At 63.4% G+C, this 22,042-nt stretch carries 20 protein-coding genes; 9 read left to right on the plus strand and 11 right to left on the minus strand.

The window, feature by feature from the left end; all coding sequences use genetic code 11:
- Window positions 1-83: 83 nt before the first annotated feature.
- Both HSDC_RS03595 and nagZ read right to left on the minus strand, forming a co-directional pair.
- Window positions 84-662: a hypoxanthine-guanine phosphoribosyltransferase gene (locus HSDC_RS03595; RefSeq protein WP_064698523.1), complete on the minus strand. Its 579-nt coding sequence runs from the start codon at window positions 660-662 to the stop codon at window positions 84-86.
- A gap of 32 nt (window positions 663-694) precedes the next feature.
- The gene (gene nagZ, locus HSDC_RS03600) at window positions 695-1,708 is read right to left on the minus strand and encodes a beta-N-acetylhexosaminidase (RefSeq protein ID WP_064698524.1); all 1,014 of its coding nucleotides are present in this window, start codon (window positions 1,706-1,708) and stop codon (window positions 695-697) included.
- Between the two features lie 142 nt (window positions 1,709-1,850).
- Between nagZ and HSDC_RS03605 the strand changes: the two genes are divergently transcribed.
- From HSDC_RS03605 to HSDC_RS03620, 4 genes are read left to right on the plus strand one after another with little or no spacing between them, the layout of a single operon-like run.
- Entirely contained in the window at window positions 1,851-2,702 is an 852-nt protein-coding gene (locus HSDC_RS03605) for a prepilin peptidase (protein ID WP_064698525.1), read from the plus strand.
- Between the two features lies 1 nt (window position 2,703).
- Entirely contained in the window at window positions 2,704-3,333 is a 630-nt protein-coding gene (gene coaE / locus HSDC_RS03610) for a dephospho-CoA kinase (protein ID WP_064698526.1), read from the plus strand.
- A gap of 50 nt (window positions 3,334-3,383) precedes the next feature.
- A complete protein-coding gene (gene yacG / locus HSDC_RS03615; protein ID WP_064698527.1) occupies window positions 3,384-3,617 on the plus strand; it encodes a DNA gyrase inhibitor YacG in 234 nt (77 codons plus the stop codon).
- Between the two features lie 2 nt (window positions 3,618-3,619).
- Window positions 3,620-4,495 (plus strand): hypothetical protein, encoded by an 876-nt coding sequence (locus tag HSDC_RS03620; RefSeq protein WP_064698528.1) that lies wholly within the window; start codon window positions 3,620-3,622, stop codon window positions 4,493-4,495.
- 2 nt (window positions 4,496-4,497) lie between these two features.
- On the opposite strand, the gene HSDC_RS03625 is transcribed toward HSDC_RS03620, so the two are convergent.
- From HSDC_RS03625 to HSDC_RS03665, 9 genes are all read right to left on the minus strand, one after another.
- Window positions 4,498-4,770, minus strand: coding sequence for a hypothetical protein (locus tag HSDC_RS03625; protein WP_244534410.1), 273 nt, complete (start codon window positions 4,768-4,770; stop codon window positions 4,498-4,500).
- A gap of 442 nt (window positions 4,771-5,212) precedes the next feature.
- Window positions 5,213-5,599, minus strand: coding sequence for a histone-like nucleoid-structuring protein, MvaT/MvaU family (locus HSDC_RS03630; protein ID WP_064698530.1), 387 nt, complete (start codon window positions 5,597-5,599; stop codon window positions 5,213-5,215).
- A gap of 312 nt (window positions 5,600-5,911) precedes the next feature.
- Window positions 5,912-7,588, minus strand: coding sequence for a 30S ribosomal protein S1 (gene rpsA, locus HSDC_RS03635; RefSeq protein WP_064698531.1), 1,677 nt, complete (start codon window positions 7,586-7,588; stop codon window positions 5,912-5,914).
- A 179-nt stretch (window positions 7,589-7,767) separates the two neighbouring features.
- On the minus strand, window positions 7,768-8,457 hold the full coding sequence (gene cmk / locus HSDC_RS03640; protein WP_064698532.1) for a (d)CMP kinase: 690 nt from the start codon (window positions 8,455-8,457) through the stop codon (window positions 7,768-7,770).
- Entirely contained in the window at window positions 8,454-10,712 is a 2,259-nt protein-coding gene (locus HSDC_RS03645; RefSeq protein WP_064698533.1) for a bifunctional prephenate dehydrogenase/3-phosphoshikimate 1-carboxyvinyltransferase, read from the minus strand. Before HSDC_RS03645 ends, cmk begins: the two co-directional genes overlap by 4 nt.
- A gap of 2 nt (window positions 10,713-10,714) precedes the next feature.
- Complete coding sequence (gene pheA / locus HSDC_RS03650) at window positions 10,715-11,806, minus strand: prephenate dehydratase (protein WP_064698534.1); 1,092 nt, start codon at window positions 11,804-11,806, stop codon at window positions 10,715-10,717.
- 208 nt (window positions 11,807-12,014) lie between these two features.
- The gene (gene serC / locus HSDC_RS03655; RefSeq protein ID WP_064698535.1) at window positions 12,015-13,133 is read right to left on the minus strand and encodes a 3-phosphoserine/phosphohydroxythreonine transaminase; all 1,119 of its coding nucleotides are present in this window, start codon (window positions 13,131-13,133) and stop codon (window positions 12,015-12,017) included.
- Window positions 13,134-13,152: 19 nt separating this feature from the next.
- The gene (gene gyrA / locus HSDC_RS03660) at window positions 13,153-15,843 is read right to left on the minus strand and encodes a DNA gyrase subunit A (protein WP_064698536.1); all 2,691 of its coding nucleotides are present in this window, start codon (window positions 15,841-15,843) and stop codon (window positions 13,153-13,155) included.
- Between the two features lie 231 nt (window positions 15,844-16,074).
- Window positions 16,075-16,497, minus strand: a complete 423-nt coding sequence (locus HSDC_RS03665) for an acyl-CoA thioesterase (RefSeq protein WP_064698537.1) — start codon at window positions 16,495-16,497, stop codon at window positions 16,075-16,077.
- A 152-nt stretch (window positions 16,498-16,649) separates the two neighbouring features.
- Between HSDC_RS03665 and HSDC_RS03670 the strand changes: the two genes are divergently transcribed.
- From HSDC_RS03670 to thiI, 5 genes are all read left to right on the plus strand, one after another.
- On the plus strand, window positions 16,650-17,582 hold the full coding sequence (locus HSDC_RS03670) for a recombination-associated protein RdgC (protein ID WP_064698538.1): 933 nt from the start codon (window positions 16,650-16,652) through the stop codon (window positions 17,580-17,582).
- A gap of 25 nt (window positions 17,583-17,607) precedes the next feature.
- Window positions 17,608-18,771 (plus strand): 1-acyl-sn-glycerol-3-phosphate acyltransferase, encoded by a 1,164-nt coding sequence (locus HSDC_RS03675; RefSeq protein ID WP_064698539.1) that lies wholly within the window; start codon window positions 17,608-17,610, stop codon window positions 18,769-18,771.
- Window positions 18,772-18,777: 6 nt separating this feature from the next.
- Entirely contained in the window at window positions 18,778-19,941 is a 1,164-nt protein-coding gene (locus tag HSDC_RS03680) for a cation diffusion facilitator family transporter (RefSeq protein WP_064698540.1), read from the plus strand.
- Between the two features lie 130 nt (window positions 19,942-20,071).
- The gene (locus HSDC_RS03685; RefSeq protein ID WP_064698541.1) at window positions 20,072-20,353 is read left to right on the plus strand and encodes a hypothetical protein; all 282 of its coding nucleotides are present in this window, start codon (window positions 20,072-20,074) and stop codon (window positions 20,351-20,353) included.
- A gap of 113 nt (window positions 20,354-20,466) precedes the next feature.
- Complete coding sequence (gene thiI, locus HSDC_RS03690; RefSeq protein ID WP_064698542.1) at window positions 20,467-21,945, plus strand: tRNA uracil 4-sulfurtransferase ThiI; 1,479 nt, start codon at window positions 20,467-20,469, stop codon at window positions 21,943-21,945.
- Window positions 21,946-22,042: the final 97 nt, after the last annotated feature.

Below are 22,042 nucleotides of genomic sequence, written 5' to 3' on the forward strand. Positions count from 1 at the left end.
AGGTCAAGCCCGGCCACAGCGGAACGGAACGACAACGACAGGGTAACGTCGGCCCCGATGACGAGGCCGACGCCCGACACGCGTTACATCCCCTTCGGTGCGAAGATGCCTGGCGCGTTGCGCCAGTATCCCTTGTAGTCCATGCCATAGCCGAACACATAGCGATCGGCGACCTCGAGACCGCAATAGTCGGCCTTGAGACCCGGCACCGCCTTGCGATCATGCCGCTTGTCCACGAGCACCGCCGTGGCAATGCTCGCCGCACCGGCCTCCCGGCAATAATCGAGAATGGCCGCCAGGGTCGCGCCTTCATCGAGGATGTCGTCGACGATAACCACGTGTCGGCCGGCCATGGGGATCTCCGGCGACACGCGCCAGAACAGTTCGCCACCGCGAGTGCCGCCACGATAGCGAGTGGCATGCAGATAATCGACTTCGAGAGGGAAGCCCAGGCGGGTCAACAAGTGGCCAGTGGTGATCAAGCCCCCGTTCATCACGCAATAGAAAACCGGCAGGCTGTCACCGAGGTCACGGGTCAGTTCGTCGGCCATGCGGTCCAGGGCACGCTCGACTTCCTCCTGGGAAATCAGGCAGTCGGCACTCTCCATGACCTCACGCATGTCGGCCAGGGACGGAAGGGCATCGGCATCGAGTTTAGGCATCGAAGGCTCGTTGTTGCAGTGTCAAGGGAACGTCAGTCGGCGGCCATGGCCTCGAGGCGGGCATGCACGCGACGCCAGCGCGCCAATGCGCTCATGGCATCGAGATCGGGGCGGGCACGAGCGTAACGCAGTCTGCCGCCACGCTTGGACGTCTGCCCCTGGCAGGCTTCCAGCACTTCAAGGGCAGCGGCCCGGTCATTGCAGACCAGCAGGATGTCACACCCGGCCTCCAGGGCCAGCCGAGCCCGCTCGGCCGGTGTGCCGGCGGTGCAGGCCCCGCCCATGCTCAGGTCATCCGAGAAGATCGTGCCCTTGAAGCCCAGGGTCTCACGCAGCATGCCGAGCCAGGCCGGAGAAAATCCCGCCGGTCGATGATCGAAATCGGGATAGACCACATGCGCCGGCATCATGCCATCTAGATGTGTAGCCAGCGCGCGAAACGGCACCAGGTCATGCGCCATCAGAGACGGCAGTGGGCGCTCGTCCACGGGCAATTCATGATGCGAATCGGCAGCGACACCGCCATGGCCGGGGAAATGCTTGCCCACTGCCGCCATGCCGGCTTCATGGAGCCCTTCGACAAAGGCACCCGCCAGCTCGCTGACGACTTCCGGGGAACCGCCAAAGCTGCGATCGCCGATGACCGAGGAAAGGCCGCTGTCGACATCGAGCACGGGAGCGAAGCTCAAATCCAGGCCACACCCCGCCATTTCCATGCCGAGCAACCAACCGGCATCCTGGCAGAGGCGCTGGGCCACCTCCGGGGCGACCTCGTACTCGCGCCCCAGGCGTGACATGGATGGCAGCCGCGTCACCCCCTGGCGCAGGCGCTGAACGCGGCCTCCCTCCTGATCGATGGTCAGCAGCAAGTCGGGGCGAATCCGTCGAATCGACTGGCACAGTTCGCGTACCTGGAGAGCGTCCTCGACATTGCGGCCGAACAGGATAACGCCTCCCACCGAGGGATGCCGGAGCAGTTCCTGTTCCTCGCGGCGCAGCCGTGGGCCCTCAAGGTCCAGCATCACCGGTCCGAGCGTCTGGGTCATGGTCGCGTTCCTGACGAGATGAGGGAGCAGATTCTAGACCATCCCGCCGCGACGCGACAGCCCGTTTCGGCCCGGCGAGGCGGACAACACCACGGCATGACCCGTACAATGGTCGACAGGGACACCACGGAAGGAGATTCCCATGCCCGGCACCCTCCCCTCGCTTCTGCTCTGGCCGCTCGCCGCGCTGCTGGGACTGAGTCTCGGCAGTTTCCTGAATGTGGTCATCACCCGTCTGCCGGTGATGCTGATGCGCCGCTGGCGCGCCGAGGCCCGGGCTGCTCTGTCACTCGACGCCGAGCCATCGCCTCGCTTCGATCTGCTCAGCCCGTCATCGATATGTCCTCGCTGCGAAACGCCCATCGCCTGGCGACACAAACTCCCATTGATCAGCTGGCTCGGACTGCGTGGCCGCTGTGCCTATTGCCGACAGCCGATCAGTGCCCAGTACCCGCTGGTGGAACTCGCCGGAGGCCTCTTCGCTGTCACGATCCTGGCGCTTCAGGGGCCTACGCTTGAAGCCGCCTTCCTCCTCGGCGCCTGTCTGACCCTGCTCGCCCTGGCGGTGATCGACCTGCGGCTGCAGCTTTTGCCGGACATCCTGACCCTGCCGCTGCTCTGGGCCGGCCTGCTCTATCACTGGCTCTTCCAGCCCCTCGGCTTGCCGGATGCCGTACTTGGCGCCATGCTCGGTTATGTGTCGCTGTGGGGCTTTCATGCCCTGTTCCAGCGCGTGACCGGCAAGCAGGGCATGGGCCATGGCGACTTCAAGCTGATGGCCGCCATGGGCGCCTGGCTCGGCTGGCCATATCTGCCCCTGCTGTTGATCCTGGCGGCAGCGGGAGGCGCCCTGTTCGGCCTGACGAGCCAAGCCCTCGACCCCGCGAAGCGTGGCCAGCCCATGCCCTTTGGCCCCTGGCTCGCGCTGGCCGGCTGGATAATGCTGCTGGCCGGTGAGCCCCTGATGGCGTTGTATCTTCAATGGTTCTCATGACATGACCTCAAGACTTCCGATCATCGGTATCACCGGCGGCATCGCCTCGGGCAAGTCGACGGTGGCACGCGCCTTCGCCCGACTCGGTATCCCCTGGGTGGATGCCGACGACATCGCCCGGGAAATCGTTGCACCAGGCGAGCCGGCACTCGACGAGATCCATCGGCGCCACGGCTCCCGAATTCTGCTCGAGGACGGCCAGCTCGATCGCCGGGCCCTGCGGGACATCGTCTTCGCCGACGAAGCCGAGCGTCACTGGCTGGAATCCGTGACCCACCCTCGCATTCGAGCCAGGCTCAACGAACGACTGGACGACTTTCGGCAACGCGAGGTTCCCTACGCCCTGCTGGTCTCGCCGTTGCTGTTCGAGTCCGGACAATCCGAGCTGGTCGACCGCTGCCTGGTCATCGATGTTCCCGAATCCCTGCAGATCGCCCGCACGGCGCGCCGCGACGGTGTTGACGAGTCCCAGGCCCGCGCCATCGTGGCAGCTCAGATGTCTCGCGAAAAGCGCCTCTCCCGAGCCGACGACATCCTGCTCAACGAAGGTGACGAGCAAGACCTGGCCGACCGGGTCGCCGAACTCGATCGCAAGTATCGCGCGTTAGGCGGATTGCCCCCGGCACGCTGATTCGTCATCCTTGTCACAAATCCCTCACCGCAACCCGCGACGAGACCCCCATGTCCGAGTCCCATACAGACCGTCCCCTCGAAATCGCCTGTCCCCAATGTCGGAAAAAGGTTCTCTGGACATCGGAGAACCCCTACCGCCCCTTTTGCAGCAAGCGATGCCGATTGCTGGACCTGGGTGCCTGGGCGGATGAATCCCATCGTATTGCCGGCGAGACCGCCATGGATGAAACCGATATCGACGCCATGCTGGCCCGAGCCGACCGCGACGACCCGATGACGTGACGATGACCACACAAGCGCCGGAGTACCGGTTACTGGCGAAACTGGAAGCGGCGTTCGACCGCCTGGTGGAGCGCGCAGAAGCCCTGGTCGACACCTGGCGTCTTTCCAACGCCGAAAGCTGGACCTTCGAAACGGCTCCAGCGGATGCCGCCTGGTTGCACCGTGCCTTGCTCGATTTCTGGTATCAGGATGGGCAGGACGGTCGCAGCACTCGCAGCTACATTGGCTTGTTCGCCGCGAACGAGGCGGTCATGGAGAAGCTCGGGGCAGTCAATGCCGCCAAGAAGGCCTTCGCCGAGCAGCTTGCCGAGATACGCCGCGAGGTACCCGGCCTGATCCCGGAGATCAAGGCCGTGCTGCCCTTTCGCCACCCGGCCCTGCATGCACACTTGCACGGTGTCGGCCTGGCGCGGCTCCATCTCAAGCAGTGCTGGCGAGCCATCCCGGCAGCCCCCGCAGAGGTATCCCGCATCCGGCTGGCCTGGTATACCAGCGGACGCTCCATCAAGCGCCTGAGCGTCCGCGACGCCGAACGCATGCTGCTGGCGCTCGATAGCGATGCGGCTCACGTCCGCATCCAGTTACGCACCCTCGCCGGGCTTCCCGACAGCGAGCCCCTGGCCCAGGTCCAACCCCAAGCCCCCTTGATGCGTGCCAACCTGTTCTTTCGCGAACCGCTCGACAACGGCCACTCACGACAGGCAATGAACGTCGCCCTGCCCCTGTTCGTGCCGACGGCCAATGGCCAGCTTCCAGATATCAACCAGCCACCACGACACCCCCCCGAGAAGCGCACCCGAGCGAAACGCAGCGATGCTCGCCTCGAGGACACGCCGCTTTTGCCCAGTCTGCGCATCTATCGATATCGAGACAGGTAGACTCAGGCGATCTTGCCCAACGCCTTCAAGGTTTCCAGGAGGTGGCTGACGCTTTCCGCCGGCTGGGCATAGTCCTGCATCAACGTCTTGAGACGATGCTCGAACATCGCTTCCCGCTCTTTTTGGCGCTCTTCCTCGTCCAATGCCGCCAAGGAGCGGACCGGGGGACCGGTGGGAATATCCAGGGTGTTATCGGGCTGTTCGAGCTCACGCAACGCTTGGGCGAAGGCGTCATCAAGCTCCCGGAACTTGCGCAACTTTTCGCGCTCATCCATGGGTTTTCGTGAATTCTGATATTTCATTCGCTACCGATCGGTTCCAAGTAAAACCGCGACGGGAAGACGACTCCGACCGTTGCCGGCCTGGTGAGGCATGAGTCTTCCAGTATACTCGCTTGAAAAGCGACTATCATCCGTTGCTGTCAGCCAGCACGAAGCGCGAGAGCACCCGCCCACGACAACGCAAAGGGCACGGCTTCTCTGCTCCGAGAAGGCATCTGTCCCGGCCTTGACAGCACAAGGGACAGTTCAAATAGACACTGAACCAACTATGGCGTTCCCTGTTGACGACCAGGTTCACTTTGCAGGAACACCAAGGAGACATCTCTCAATCGTAAACGAAACAACACTGTCCCCAATGGGCGACAGTGTTGTTCGAAAATCGAGACGCTGTCGCCTTGCCCTGTATTATAACCAGGCAACGGCGATCAAGGCATGATCATTCTTCCACACGAACCAACCAGGACTCGACAGTATCGGCACCGAACTCATCCTTCCAGCTCTTGAGCGTCTTCTGGTTGCCACCACGAGTCTCGACGACTTCGCCAGTATTGGGGTTCTTGTAGATCTTCAGCTTGCGCTTGCGACGGCCGCCGCCGCTGGCAGCAGCACTCTTGGAGGCAGTGCCGCCACTGGCCGTCTTGGGACTGAGCAGCTCAATCACATCTGTCGCACTCTTGTCGAACTCACTCATGAGTGCCTGCAGCTTGTTCTTGAACTCCAGCTCCGCCTTGAGACGCTCGTCGTTCTCGAGCTTTTCCAGCTCGGCCTGCAGCTGCTTGAGCTGCTCTTCCTTCTGCATGTAGTTGCTAAGCAGTGAAGACATCTAAATATTCCTTGATTTACGGGATGGGAATTTTCGGGACACTTGTTATTATCGCGTTTAATAACACGATGAGCAACTCTTGCTCTCATGTCGATGGCAAGTCATGGATAGACTTTGCGCTTCGCATCCAGCTTGCGCATAGGATATAAGCATATGGCACAAATAAAAAAGACCGAATGCCCAAGCACAACGTCAATTTTAATGTCCTTTGTCGCCCATATAAGACACCTCAATCTGAAAGCATAAAAAAAACACCGCCCCGAAGGGGCGGTGTCGAGATGGAACTCGTCGAAGACGTCTGGCGTCGACGAATCAGTCCTGACCCATCTGCTGCTTGATCAGGTCACCGATGGTAGTCGGGCCATCGCCCTCGGCATCCTGCTCGCGCAGCTTGGTCATGTTGCGACGCGTATCGTCTTGATCCTTGGCCTTGACGGACAAGTTGATCTGACGATTCTTGCGGTCCACACCGACGATGCGAGCCTCGACGCTATCGCCCTCGTTCAGCACGTTGCGTGCATCCTCAACGCGATCAGCGCTGATCTCGGAGGCCTTCAGCACGGCGATGACGTCGGTGGCGAGCTCGACGTGAGCCTCCTTGGCATCAACCTCGACCACACGACCCGTGACGATGGAGCCCTTGTCGTTGACGGCCAGGAACTCGGCAACCGGATCGGTATCGAGCTGCTTGATACCCAGCGAGATGCGCTCGCGCTCGGGATCGATGGACAGGATGACAGCTTCCGCCTCATCGCCCTTCTTGAAGTTGCGTACCGCTTCCTCGCCGCTTTCGGTCCAGGAAATGTCGGACAGGTGAACCAGACCGTCGATGCCGCCTTCCAGGCCGATGAAGATACCGAAGTCGGTGATCGACTTGATGGTACCGGAGACACGGTCGCCCTTGTTGTACTGGGCGTTGAAGGTCTCCCAGGGGTTCGCGGTGCACTGCTTGATGCCCAGCGAGATACGACGACGCTCCTCGTCGATATCCAGCACCATGACATCCACGTCGTCGCCGACCTGAACGACCTTGGACGGGTGGATGTTCTTGTTGGTCCAGTCCATTTCGGAGACGTGGACCAGGCCCTCGACACCCTCTTCCAGCTCGGCGAAGCAGCCGTAGTCGGTGAGGTTGGTGACGGTGGCATGCACCTTGGTGCCTTCCGGGTAACGATCCTTGATGTTGACCCACGGATCTTCGCCCAGCTGCTTCAAGCCCAGAGACACGCGATTGCGCTCGCGGTCGAACTTGAGGACCTTGACGTTGACTTCGTCACCGACAGCCACGATCTCGCTGGGATGCTTGATGCGCTTCCAGGCCATGTCGGTGATGTGCAGCAGGCCATCGACGCCACCCAGATCGACGAAGGCACCATAGTCGGTGAGGTTCTTGACGATACCGATGATCTGCTGGCCTTCCTGCAGCGTGGCGAGCAGAGCTTCACGCTCGGCGCTGTTCTCGGCCTCGAGCACGGCGCGGCGGGAAACCACCACGTTGTTGCGCTTCGGATCGAGCTTGATGACCTTGAAATCGAGTTCCTTGTTCTCGAGATGCGTGGTGTCGCGCACCGGACGCACATCGACCAGGGAGCCCGGCAGGAAGGCGCGGATGGAATCCACGTCGACGGTGAAGCCACCCTTGACCTTGCCGTTGATCACGCCCTTGACGATCTCTTCCTTCTCGAAGGCAGCTTCCAGAACCTTCCATGCCTCGGCGCGCTTGGCCTTTTCGCGAGACAGACGGGTCTCGCCGAAACCGTCTTCAACGGCTTCCAGAGCGACGTGCACTTCGTCGCCGACGGCGATGGTCAGCTCGCCGTTGTCGTCGCGGAACTGGGCCGCGGGAATCTGACCTTCGGACTTCAGGCCGGCATTGACGGTGACCCAGTCACCTTCGATGTCGACGACGGTAGCCGCGACGATGGCGCCCGGCTCCATGTTGATGTCTTGGAGAGACTGTTCAAACAGTTCAGCAAAGCTTTCGCTCATGATGTTCCTACGTGATCAACGTGAGTGCGACCGAAGCCGCTTTCCTCCGCACCACCAGCAAGTGCGGGCCATTTCAGACTACCCTCGGGGATGTTGGCGCTGGTTCGACCTGGACGGGCTCACGGAAATCAAATGCCCATCCACGTCATCACATCTTGCCGAAGGCGCCGCAAGGGAGCTCAGGCATCCGGTATCAGACCCTCTCGGGCCAGCAATGCCGTCAGCCGATCCACCACTTCCGGTATCGTCAGGCTCGTGGTATCCAGTGTGACGGCATCATCGGCCGGCACCAAGGGCGCCACGCTGCGCTGCATATCCCGTGCATCGCGTGCCTGAATCTCCTTTAGAAGACTCGATAGACTAGCATCCACCCCCGCCTCTCGCAACTGCAGGTGTCGTCGCCTGGCGCGCTCTTCCGCCGACGCGGTGAGAAAGATCTTGAGCGGCGCATCCCGGAAGACCACCGTTCCCATGTCACGCCCGTCGGCCACCAGGCCGGGCGCCTGGCGGAAATCCCGCTGACGCTGCAGCAAGGCGGTGCGAACGTCGGACAGCGAGGCGACCCGGGAGGCGGCATCGCCGACCTGCTCGGTCCGGATCTCGCCACTCACATCTCGCCCCTCGAGCAACACCCGACCTTCCCCGCCCTCGGCGAGGAAGACCACGTCGAGCCCTGCCGCAACCTGCGCCAAGGCGGGTTCGTCGTCCAGTGCCACTTCATGGCGAAGGGCTGCCAGGGCGGTGAGCCGATAGAGTGCGCCACTGTCGAGCAGATGCCATCCCAGGCGCTCGGCGACAAGCCGGCTGATCGTTCCCTTGCCGGCGCCTCCGGGGCCATCGATGGTCAGGACCGCGACCTGTTCACTCATGCATCCTCCTGTTGCGCCTCGATGGTCAGCCCCACGCGCCGCGCCAGCTCGATGAAGCCGGGAAAGGACGTGGCCACATTGGCGCAGTCATCGATCGTGATCGACTCACTGGCCCGCAACGCTGCCACCGCGAAGGACATGGCAATACGGTGGTCGCCCAGGCTATCGACGCGGCCACCACCGTAGCTCGGCCCTTCGCCGCCATGACCGATGATGTCGATGCCATCATCGTAAAGCCGGTGCTCGATGCCCAGTACCGCAAAGCCATCGGCCATTGCCTGGAGCCGATCGGACTCCTTGACCCTCAGCTCGGCAGCATCACGCAGCCGGGTCACTCCCTCGGCATTGGCCGCGGCGACGAACAGCGCCGGGAACTCGTCGATGGCCAACGGCACCTGGTCGACGGGAATGTCGATACCCTTGAGCGGCGCATGGCGGATATGAAGATCGGCCACCGGCTCGCCGCCCACTTCGCGCGCGTTCTCCAGGCGCAAGTCGGCCCCCATCAGGCGCAGGATGTTGATCACGCCGATGCGCGTCGGATTGACACCGACATGCTCGAGCACCAGATCGGCACCCGGCGTGATCGCCGCGGCGACCAGGAAGAAGGTTGCCGAGGAAATATCGGACGGCACATCGATGGGCGACGCGGTAAGCTTGCCACCGCCCTCGAGCCAGCAGGTGTCGCCCTCACGTTCCACCCGGTAACCGAAGCCGCCCAGCATGCGTTCGGTATGATCGCGTGTCGGTGCCGGCTCACGCACTCGCGTCTCGCCCTCGGCATAAAGGCCGGCGAGCAACAGGCAGGACTTCACCTGGGCACTGGCCATCGGCATGTCGTAGGTGATGCCCTTGAGCGCCTGCCCGCCCCGCAGCTTGAGCGGCGGACGCCCCCCCTCGGCCGTCTCGATCACCGCGCCCATCTCGCGCAGCGGGTCAGCAACCCGGCCCATGGGCCGCTTGGTCAGCGAAACGTCGCCGGTCAGCTCGGTATCGAATGCCTGACCGGCCAGCAAGCCGGCGAAGAGGCGCATGGCGGTCCCGGCGTTGCCGACATAGAGCGGCCCCGACGGCGCCTGCAGGCCATGCAGCCCGACCCCGTGAATCGTCACGCGCCCCTGGTGCGGCCCCTCAATGGCAACACCCATCTCGCGGAATGCCTGCAGGGTAGCCAGACTGTCTTCACCTTCGAGAAAGCCCGACACTTCCGTGACACCTTCCGCCAGGGCGCCCAGCATGATGGCACGGTGGGAGATCGACTTGTCGCCGGGCACGCGAATGCGCCCCCGCACGTCACCGCCGGGGCCGGCCCGGTAGCACAACGTCGTTTGTTCTTGCATCTGATACTCCGCCTGGTAACTGCTCTGGTTCAATAGAGAATCGAAGTAGTGTCGGGCATGACTGGCGCGATCGAAGGTCGACAGCATGGCATCGGCATCACCGTCGCTGACGGCTTGCCGCAGGCGAGCGAGCCCCGCTTCAAAATCATCGAGGGCAGCCAGCACCGCTTGGCGATTGGCGGTGAAGATATCGCGCCACATGACAGGGTCGCTGCCGGCGATGCGTGTGAAGTCGCGAAAGCCGCCGGCGGCGTAACGAAATATCTCGAGCCGCTCATCCTGACGCGCCAGGGTATCCACCAGCGAAAAGGCCAGCAGATGCGGCAGATGGCTGGTGCGCGCCAGGACCTGGTCGTGGCGCTCCACTTCCATCTCCAGCACCTCGGCACCGGTCGCCTGCCACAGGGACCTTACCCGGGCCACGGCGCGCCGGTTGGTAGTCGCCATCGGTGTCAGGATCACCTTATGCTGTGCATAGAGGTGTGGGTCGGACGCCGCCACTCCGCTCTTCTCGGAGCCCGCGATGGGATGACCGAGCACCAGGTTGACCGGCAGGCGACCGAACGCCGCTTCCGCCGCCTCGCGAATGGCGCCCTTGGTACTGCCTACATCGGTGATCACCACGGACGGATCATCGGCCACGCCTTGCTCCGCCAAGGTTTCGAGCACCTCGCGCATGGCCAGCACCGGCACCGCCAGCACGATCATGCTGACCCCATCGAGCAGCGTTGCCAGGTGCGTGTCTCCCCGTTCGATCAAGCCCATCTCGACGCCCCGAGCGATCTCGTCGGCATCCGGATCGCAGGCCAGCACTTCCCCTTCGAAGCCAGCGTCACGCAAGGCAGCCGCCAGAGAGCCGCCGATCAAGCCGAGCCCCACGATCAGCAGTCGGGACTCACGAACCTCATGCGCCATGCCTAGAGCACGCCCATCGGGAAGGAACCGAGCACCTTGAGCTCGGCGGCCCGTACCTGGACTTCCTCGAGCACCGCAGCGACACGCGGTTCGTCGCGATGCCCCTTGAAGTCGATGAAGAAGACATAATTCCAGACACCGCTGCGCGACGGCCGGGTTTCCAGGCGTGTCAGATCGATCTGGTGGCGGTGAAAGGGCTCGAGCAGGTCATGCAGCGCCCCCGGCTGATTGCGCATGGCCACCACGATCGAAGTCTTGTCGTCACCGGACATCGGCACGTCCTGATTGCCGATGATCAGAAAGCGCGTGGAGTTGTCGGGCCGATCCTCGATCTTCTCGGCGACACGCGTCAGGCCATAAAGCTTGGCGGCCATGTCACCGGCGATGGCAGCACTGTGCCACTCGGTCTTGACCAGCCTGGCCGCCTCGGCATTGGACGACACCGGCACGCGCTCGGCCTGCGGATAATGGGCGTCCAGCCACTTGCGGCACTGCGCGAAGGACTGGGGATGCGAATAGATCCGCGACACCTTGTCACGACGCGTATTGTCGGACACCAGCAGGTGATGGTGAATGCGCAGCACGACTTCACCGCAGATGCGCATGCTCGAATCCATGAAGGAATCCAGGGTGTGATTGATCACCCCCTCGGTGGAATTTTCCACCGGCACCACACCGTAATTGACGGCACCGGCCTCCACTTCGCGGAAGACCTCGTCGATGGCCGCCATCGGCAGGCTGATCGCGCTTTCGCCGAAATGCTTGAGCGAGGCCTGCTGGGTGAAGGTGCCCTCCGGGCCCAGATAGGCCACCTTGATCGGCTGCTCCAGCGCCAGGCAGGCGGACATGATCTCACGAAACAGCCGCGCCATTTCCTCGCTGTCCAGCGGGCCGTCGTTGAGTTCCATGATGCGACGCAGCACCTGGGCCTCACGCTCGGGACGATAGAACACCGCCTGGGGATCGTCCTTCGTCTTGGTCTCGGCCACGCTACGGGCACATTCGGCGCGCTCGCTGATCAAGCGCATGATATCGGAATCGAGCTGGTCGATGCGCTGACGCAGCCCTTCGAGGTCCTTGGGGGTGTCGCTCATCGGTTTCCCCTGATTATCAAATTCTTGCCTATACCAGCCGTAAGCCGTAAGCCGTAAGCCGTAAGCCGTAAGCCGTAAGCCGTAAGCCGTAAGCCGTAAGCCGTAAGCCGGCCAGAAAATACCCCCGAAACTTCCGGGACAAGGTTTTTTGTTTTTCCGACTGCTTAAAGCTTATGACTTACAGCTCCCGGCGCAGCCGGGTCAGGTTTCAGCCCCTGCGCTTCTCGAAATCGGCCATGAAGTCCACCAGAGCCTCCACCGCTGCTTCCGGCACCGCATTGTAGAGGCTCGCCCGCATGCCACCGACACTGCGATGGCCCTTGAGATTGAGCAGCCCGGCTTCCTCGCTTTCGGCCAGGAAGGCGTCTTCCAGCCGTGAATCGGCCAGCACGAACGGCACGTTCATGCGTGAGCGATTGCGAGGCGCGATCGGGTTCGAGTAGAACTCGCTGGCATCGATGGCCGCGTAGAGCCTGGCCGCCTTGCGATCGTTGATGGCACTCATGGCGGCCAGGCCACCGATATCGTCCTTCAACCACTGGAAGACCAGCCCCGCCAGATACCAGCTATAGGTCGCCGGCGTATTGATCATCGACCCCGCCTCGGCCAGGGCCCGATAGCTGAACAGACTGGGCATGTCGGCGCGCCCCTGGTCCAGCAGATCGTCGCGCACGATGGCCACCACCAGCCCGGCCGGGCCGATGTTCTTCTGGGCGCCGGCATAGATGACCCCGAAGCGGGACACGTCCAGCGGACCGGACAGGATGCTGGACGACATGTCACAGGCCAGCGGCACTTCGCGACCGTCGGGGCGACGCAGCTCTCCTGCGTCGTTGCCGGGAATGTAGTCGAACTCCAGCCCGCCGATAGTCTCGTTCGCGGTGTAATGCAGGTAGGCCGCATCCGACGACAGCACGATGTCCTCTGGGCGCGGCACGGCCGTATGGCCATTGGCTTCGCTGGAAGCCGCCACCGCCGCGTCACCGAACAGGTGACGCGCTTCCTTGATGGCCTTGCTGCCCCAGATACCGGTCTGCACGAAATTGGCGGTCCCGCCGGCACCCAGCAGGTTATAGGGCAAGGCGGCGAACTGCTGGGTCGCCCCGCCCTGAGTGAACAGCACCCGATAGTTGTCGGGGATCGCCAGCAGGTCGCGCAGGTCGCGTTCGGCCTGTTCGGCAATGGCCACATAGTCGCCGGAACGATGGCTCATCTCCATGACCGAGAGGCCACGCCCCCGGTAATCCAGCATTTCCTCGCGAGCTCGCGCCAGAACCGCTTCCGGCAGCGCAGCTGGCCCAGCGCAGAAATTGTAATGACGTGTCATCAGCGTTGTCTGTCCTTCTTCACTCGTCCGAGGGTTCTGTCGTGTCGTTCTCGCCGTCCGTCCCGGCCGACGCCTCTTCATCGAGCTCGCCTTCCACGGCATCCGTTGCCTCCGGCTCGTCGATACGGACCGTCTTGACCAGCGACTCGCTTTCGCCCAGACGAATCAGCATGACGCCCTGGGTGTTGCGCGACGAAATGGAGACCTCATCGACCCGCGTGCGCACCAGAGTGCCCTTGTCGGTGATCAGCATCATCTCGTCGGAGGCGTAGACCTGCATGGCGGCAACCAGAGAACCGTTGCGCTCGCTCGTCTGCATGGCGATCACCCCCTGGCCACCGCGACCGCGCAAGGGGAATTCCTCGAGGCGAGTGCGCTTGCCGTAGCCGTTCTCCGAGGCGGTGAGGATATAGATCTGCCCCGTGTCGAGGGTCTCGTCGTGGCCTGCTTCCTCGCGGTTCTGATCCTCGGCATCGATATGCTGACTGCGCGGAATGATCAGGCTGATCACCTCGGCGCCATCGAGCAAGCGCATGCCGCGCACGCCGCGCGCGGTCCGCCCCATGGCGCGGACATCGGATTCCTCGAAACGAATCGCCTTGCCATTGGACGAGAGCAGCATGGCATGGTCGGAGCCGCTGGTGATGGCCGCCCCCACCAGGCGATCGCCCTCTTCCAGGTCGATGGCGATCAGGCCCACGCTGCGCGGTCGCGAGAACTGCGCCAGGCTGGTGCGCTTGACCGTGCCCCTGGCAGTAGCGAAGAAGATATAGCAATCCGGATCGTAATCGTGCACCGGCAGGATGGCGTTGATCGACTCATCCTCTTCCAGCGGCAGCAGGTTGACCAGGGGCTTGCCTCGGGACCCCCGGCTCGCCGCCGGCATCTCGTAGACCTTCAACCAGTAGACCTTGCCGCGGTTGGAGAACAGCAGCACGGTATCGTGGGTCGAGGCCACCTGCAGGTGCTCGATGACGTCCTCATCCTTCATGGCCGTGGCCGACTTGCCACGCCCACCGCGACGCTGGGCCTGGTAGTCGGAAAGCGGTTGGGTCTTGGCGTAACCCGAGCGAGACACCGTGACCACCATGTCTTCCTCGGCGATCAGATCCTCGATGGACAGATCCAGGTGACTGGCCTGGATCTCAGTGCGGCGCGTCTCGCCGAACTGGTCGCGTACGGCCACCAGTTCCTCGCGGATCACTTCCAGCAGGCGATCGGCGGACGCCAGAATAGCGGTGAGCTCGGCGATCTTCTCCAGAATGCCCAGGTACTCGTCGAGCAGCTTCTCGGTTTCCAGGCCGGTCAGGCGATGCAGGCGCAGCTCGAGGATCGCCTGGGCCTGGGCCGGCGAGAGGCGGTATTGCGTGCCTGCCGTATCCAGCCCGAAGCCTTCCTCCAGGTCCTCGGGCTTGCAGGAGGTAGCACCGGCGCGCTCCAGCATCCCGGTCACCTGGCCGGGGGCCCAGGTCCTGTCGAGCAGCTTCTCCTTGGCCTCACTGGCCGACGGCGAGCCCTTGATCAGCTCGATCACCTCGTCGATATTGGAGATCGCGACCGTCAGGCCCTCGAGAATATGGCCACGTTCCCGGGCCTTCTTGAGCTCGAACAGGGTCCGGCGGGTCACCACCTCGCGGCGGTGACGAATGAATGCCTCGAGCACCTCCTTGAGGTTGAGCGTGCGAGGCTCACCGCCATCCAGGGCCACCATGTTGATGCCGAAGACGTTTTGAAGCTGCGTCTGAGCAAAGAGGTTGTTGACCACGACCTCGCCGGACTCGCCGCGCTTGATTTCGATGACGACCCGGAGCCCTTCCTTGTCGGACTCGTCGCGCAGCTCGGCAATGCCATCGATGCGCTTTTCCTTGACCAGCTCGGCGATCTTCTCGATCAACCGAGCCTTGTTCACCTGATACGGCAGTTCGGTGATGATGATATGGTCGCGGCCGGTCTTCTCGTCATGCTCGATGGTGTGGCGAGCACGGACATAGATGCGGCCACGGCCGGTACGATAGGCCTCGAGAATCCCGGCCCGGCCGTTGATGATGCCCCCGGTGGGGAAATCCGGCCCGGGGATGTACTCCATGAGGTCATCGACAGACAGGGTGTAATCGTCGATCAAGGCCAGGCAGCCATCGATCACCTCCACCATGTTGTGTGGCGGAATATTGGTCGCCATGCCCACGGCGATACCCGAGGAGCCATTGACCAGCAGGTTGGGCAGCTTGGTCGGCAGCACCTCCGGGATGCGCTCGGTACCATCGTAGTTGTCGACCCAGTCGACGGTATCCTTCTCCAGATCCGCCAGCAGCTCGTGCGCCAGGCGCGCCATGCGCACCTCGGTGTAACGCATGGCGGCTGCATTGTCGCCATCGATGGAACCGAAGTTGCCCTGGCCATCGACCAGCACGTGACGCATCGAGAAGTCCTGCGCCATGCGCACGATGGTGTCGTAGACGGCGCTGTCACCGTGAGGGTGATACTTACCGATCACATCGCCGACGACACGCGCCGACTTCTTGTAGGCCTTGTTCCAGTCATTGCCGAGCTCGTGCATCGCGTACAGCACGCGCCGATGCACGGGCTTGAGGCCATCGCGCACGTCGGGCAGCGCACGGCCAATGATCACGCTCATCGCGTAATCGAGGTACGATTGCTTGAGCTCGTCCTCGATGTTGACTGGCAGAATCTCTCTGGCGATGTCACCCATGGGTCGTCGAATCCTTTGCACTGCGACAGGTAAGCGCGTCACGAGGCCGTGACACAGGGAGCGCCACCGTCAAACGACGACATGGACAAGGCAAGGCACCTAGCGGCAAGCCCTTCGGCCCCCGCCTGACGGCACGTCATGCGCCTCACCCTTCCGTCAAGTCTCCGGCGACTCCCTGGCGCGTCATATCAGCGCCACATCATACCATTCCGGGCGAGGCAAAGCAGCGTGCTATTGCGCGATTACCAGCGGCGCCATGACATCACGCAATTCTCCCTCGATGGCAACGGCCTTGTTGCTCTTCACATCGAGCAGCACGAAGGTGAGATCGGCGCTGGCCACCAGCTTGTCATCCCTGTCGCGGCGCACCTCCTGATGCATCCGAGCGCTGCGGGTTCCGAGCTCGGCAAGAGCGGTGATCACCGTCAGATCATCGCCGGCCAGGGCCGCGCGCCGATAGTCGATATTCAGATTGACGGCCACGAAGGCCACATCGCCACGCTGGATGACACCCGCCAGATCGGTTCGCTCGTCGAAATAGGCCCAGCGCCCCTCTTCAAGGAATTCCAGATAACGGGCATTGTTGACGTGTCCGTAGCCATCCAGGTGATATCCCCGGACACGCAATCCTACGGTGGAGAAACGGGAATCCATGCGTGACACCTCTTGTCGAGAAAGCCTTGATTCTAGTCACCCCCTCGCCACCCTTTCAAACTCTCGTTTGAATGGACTTTCCCGCGTACGCCGCTGGCACCGCCGCCTCCCTTTCGCCATAATGTGCGTCCTTTGCATGCAGGAAAGGCTCCATGTGGTTCAAGCACTTGCACCTCTATCGCCTGCACGGCGCCCCCGAACTCGACCCGGCCGATCTGGAAGCGGCACTGGACGCGCAAGCCTTCCGTCCGCTGGGAGGTAGTGAAGCGCGTCGCCTTGGTTGGTGCGCTCCCGCCGGACGCGCCGGCACTCAGCGACTGCACGAGCTGCAGGGCCAGCGGCTGCTGACCGCCCTGCGCCAGGAACGGCTCCTGCCGGCCGCCGTGGTACGCGAAGAGCTCGAGGAGCGCGTGGATGCGCTCGAGACCGCTGAAGGTCGCAAGCTGAGGCGCCAGGAAAAGCTCACCCTCAAAGAACAGATCTACGAGGAACTGCTGCCTCGCGCCTTTGTGCGCAGCCAGAAAGTCGATCTCTGGTGGGACACGCAACGAGCCTTGATCGCGGTCAACACGAGCAGCCGCAAGCGAGCCGAAGAAGTGCTCGACCTGCTGCGCGAGACCCTGGGCAGTCTCCGCGTCACGCCTCTGGCGAGTCAGACGCTGCCCATGCGCGCCATGACGACCTGGCTGGGCGACCCGGCCTCACGGCCCACCGACCTCCAGCTCGGCGATCAGGTGGAACTCAAGGCCAAGGGCGATGACGGGGTGCTCCGCGCCCGCCAGGTGGATCTGGACAGCGATGAAATCCAGCAGTTGCTCGAAGGCGGACGGCAGGCCAGCAGACTGGCCTTGGCCATCGAAGGCCGGCTGAGCTTCGTGCTGCATGACGACCTGGCCGTAAAGAACCTGAATTTCGACGATGCCCTGCTCGATGAAGCTTCCCAGTCGGATGATGGCGACGACGCCCTGGTGCGACTGGAGACCGACTTCCTGCTGATGACCCAGGCACTGGCCGAGAGCATCGAGCGACTGCTCGTCTGGCTGGGCGGGGAAGCCAACTCGACCCATGACGCCCCATCCGCATGACCGACACCGACCACGGCCGCATCCAATGAACAACACGCAAGCGACACTCTCCGACGATCCATGGGCCGAGATTCGCCCCTACCAGGACGAGGAGGTGGCCGATGTCCTCGCACGGCTGGCCAGGGATCCAGAGCTGCTGGATGCCCTCACCCGCTTCCGGCTGCCACGCCTGGCCCGGCTGATGCCCCGCCTGTCCCGCACCATTGCCAGCGTCGCCATCCGCCGCGAGGTGCGTGGCGTCAGCGACATCAGGGCCTTTCAGGACCGCATCGCCGGCTACATGCAGCGCATGATCCGCAACTCGACTACAGACTTTCGCGCCGATGGCCTGGAGAAGCTGGACCCGCGAACCGCCTACCTGTTCATCGGCAACCACCGCGACATCTCGCTCGATCCGGCCTTCGTCAACTACGCCCTCTATCTCGCGAAACGCGACACGGTGCGCATCGCCATCGGCGACAATCTCCTCCAGAAGCCATACGTCAATGACCTGATGCGCCTCAACAAGAGCTTCATCGTGCCACGCAGTGCTCGCGGCAAACGGGCCATGCTGGCCGCCTACCAGAAGCTTTCCGCCTACATTCGCCACTCCATCATCGAAGACAACCATTCGATCTGGATGGCCCAGCGCGAAGGCCGCGCCAAGGACGGCATCGACCAGACCGACCCGGCGATCATCAAGATGCTGACCATGGCAAGGCGAGGCGCCGAACGCCAGGCAAGCACCGGTGACGCCATCGCCGAACTGCGCCTGGTGCCGGTATCGATCAGCTACGAATACGATCCCTGCGATATCCAGAAAGCCCGGGAACTGCACGCCGTCAACGCCAGCGGCAACTACGAGAAGAGCGAATTCGAGGACATTCGCTCCATCGTCGCCGGCATCACCGGCCAGAAAGGCCGCGTGCACCTGCGTTTCGGCACCCCGCTGAACGCCGACTTCGACACTCCCGAAGCCGTGGCCGAGGAGATCGACCGCCAGGTACTCGCGGGCTATCATCTGTTTCCCAGCCACTATCTGGCACTCGAGGCCCTGGGCGATGCCCCGCACCTGCTCGACATGAGCGAGGTCACCGATGCCGACCGCGCCCGCTTCCAGGCTCGCCTGGCCGACGTTCCCGAGGAACTGCGCGACTGGTGGCTGGCTCAGTACGCCAATCCGGTACGCAACCGCGCCGCCAGGGAGTGACGCCCCATGACCGCCATCCAGGAGCGTTCGACACAGGCCCGCGAAGCCCACAAGGTCACACTGATCGGCGCCGCTATCGACCTGGTGGTGGGCCTGGCCAAGCTGGTCGCCGGCTGGCTGGTCGGCTCGGCGGCCCTGATCGCCGACGGCATTCATTCCTTTTCCGATATCGTCACCGACCTCTTCGTGATCGCAGCCACTCACTTCGGCCGCCAGGCGCCGGACGACGACCACCCCTATGGCCACGGGCGCATCGAGACCCTGGCCACCCTGTGGCTCGGCGGCATGCTGATCTTCATCGCCGGCGGCATCGCCTGGGCCAGCCTGACCCGCTTGCTGTCCGGCGATGTCTCCACGGCGCCCGGTTTCTGGGCCATCGGCGTCGCCCTCGTCGCCCTGCTGGCCAAGGAGTGGATCTTCCGCTATACCCTGCGCATCGCCAGGCACATCGACTCACGGCTGCTCGAGGCGAATGCCTGGCATTCCCGCTCCGACGCTCTCTCGACACTGGTCGTGCTGATCGGCCTGCTGGCCTCTCAGGTCGGGATCGGCTGGATGGATGCCGCCGCGGCCATCGTGGTCGGCGTGATGGTCGGCCAGGTAGGCGGCCGCCTGCTGTGGGAGTCCGGCCAGGAGCTGGTCGACACCGCCCTGCCCGAGGATGACCAGCGCACCCTCCACGACACCGCCATGCAGGTCCCCGGCGTCGAAGGCGTGCACGATCTGCGTACGCGCCGGATCGGGGGCGAAGTGCTGCTCGACCTGCACATCGTGGTGCCCCCCAGAGTGACGGTCTCCGAGGCCCACGAGATCGGCAACGCCGTCAGCCGCCGATTGCGCGATGTCTTCCCCAACCTGTTCGATGTCACCTTCCATATCGATCCCCAGGACGATGCCGGCGAGACCGAACACAGCTTGCGCCCCGGCCTGCCCTTGCGTGCCGATATCGAAGGCATTCTGGATGAGGCCTGGCATGGCATCGCGGCCTGGCACGATCGCGTGGCGCTGGACCTGCACTACATCGATGATCATGTCGATGTCTCGATCTACCTCCACGCCCTGCCCGAGGGCCAGAGTCTCGACGATGCCGCCCAGGCGCTTCGCGACGCCTCACATTCGCTGACCTGGGTGGGCCGCCTGCGGGTCTGGCAAGGACCGGGCAAGGGCTGAACGCAGGCCCATGGTTGGCCATGGGGCCGGCCCGGCGCCAGAAGACGCTTGCACTCGAGAGATGCCATCCCGGGTGCCAATCATGATATCGTGCCGCAAGGTAATGACCGTCGCGTACAAGGAGAACGCCATGTCCTCATCGGAGATTCAGAAAACCCGTGTCATCAATGAGCTACGCGGCTTCATCAAGAAACTGCTGCAGGACCCCCGAATCACCGAGCAATCCCTGGAGATCGCGCGTCGGGAGCTCAGCGAAGGCGAGCAGTCGGATGTCATGGCCCGTATCGCCAATCGGATCTCGGAGACCACCAGCGTGCACATCCCGGACGATCCCGCCGACCACTCCGAAGCCGACAAGCTGTTCCTCGAGTTGCTCAAGGAAGTCGTGAGCGAGGAACAGGCCCTCTACTAAGCACCCCAAGCCAAGCGCGCAACACCAGCGGAACGGCCCTCGCTCAGCAGAGGGCCTGCGCAACCACGCCTCGACTGGTAGAATGCCGCGACATTTACTGCTCGCATCGCCGCATGACCTACCTGATCAAGCTCTACCCCGAGATCACCATCAAGTCTCGCTCAGTGCGCCAGCAGATGACGCGCTGCCTGACGTCCAATATCCGCAACACGCTGAAGCGCCATGACGAGGGCGTGCGCGTCCGTGGGCGCTGGGATGCCATTCAGGTACGGCTGTCGCCCGGGCTGGCCCCCGCCCGAGCAAGGGATGCCGAAAGCGCCCTGACGCGGATCTCCGGTATCCACGAGATCCTGGCCGCCGAGGAAATCCAGGTCGACGACCTGGCCTCGATTGCCGAACACGTCGTGCCGCTCTGGGGCCCATCGATTGCCGGACGCCGTTTTCGCGTCAAGGCCAAGCGACGCGGCCAGCACGCTTTCACCTCGATGGATATCGAACGCTACCTGGGTGGCCGCCTGCTCGAGGCAGCACCGGACGCCCAGGTGGACCTCACCACCCCCGAGGTTGTCGTGCCGGTCGAGATCACCCATGACCGCCTGCAGCTGATCCGCGACAAGTGGCCGGGACTCGGCGGTTTTCCCATGGGCATCCAGGGCCAGGTCCTGAGCCTGATCTCCGGCGGTTTCGACTCCCCGGTGGCGGCCTGGCGCATGATGCGACGCGGCGTCAAGTCGCACTTCGTCTTCTTCAACCTGGGCGGCCCCGCCCACGAGGCCGGTGTTCGCGAGGTGACGCATCACCTCTGGCAGCGCTACAGCGCCTCGCATAATGTCCATTTCATCTCGGTGCCTTTCGAGGGCGTGGTGGGCGAGATCCTGAAAACCATTCCCGACGGCCTGATGGGCGTGGTGCTCAAGCGCATGATGGTGCGTGCCGCCAGCCGGATCGCCGAGCGCGCCGGCATCCCGGCCCTGGTGACCGGCGACGCCATTGCCCAGGTTTCCAGCCAGACGCTGGCCAACCTGGCGCTGATCGACGCGGCCAGCCCGATGCCGATACTTCGCCCGCTGCTCACCGAAGACAAGCAAGCGATCATCGACCAGGCACGCCAGATCGATACCGCCCGCCATGCCGAGGTCATGCCGGAATACTGCGGCGTGATCTCCAAGCGCCCCCACGTCAAGGCCGATCCGGCCAAGGTGGCCGAGGCCGAGACAGACTTCGATTTCAGCGTTCTGGACGCCGCCATCGAGCAGGCCGTCACCACCCGCAGCAACCGCCTGATGGAGCGCCCGGCCCCGGTCACCGACGACGCGCTGTTGATCATCGACTCGCCGGCATCGCTCGACAACGTCGACGCCCCTTGCGTGATCGACATCCGCGCCCCCCAGGAGCGCGAGGAAGCGCCACTGCAACTCGACCGGGTGCCGCAACTGCAGATTCCGTTCTACGAGCTCCAGGAGCGCGCTCCGAGCCTGGATACGAACCACCATTATCTGCTGTTCTGCGATCAGGGCGTGATGAGCCGCATGCAGGCACTGCACCTTCAGGACCGCGGCCTGCGCCACTTTGGCGTCTATCGCCACCCCTGAGCACCGGGCGAGTGCAGCCAGCACGGAAGATGCTACAATCGAGGCCCTGATTTCACGGACATTTCTCGTGGCGACTCCGGCTCCGGAAGACGTCGAG

This window comes from Halomonas caseinilytica (genome assembly GCF_001662285.1).
GTDB lineage: Bacteria > Pseudomonadota > Gammaproteobacteria > Pseudomonadales > Halomonadaceae > Halomonas > Halomonas caseinilytica.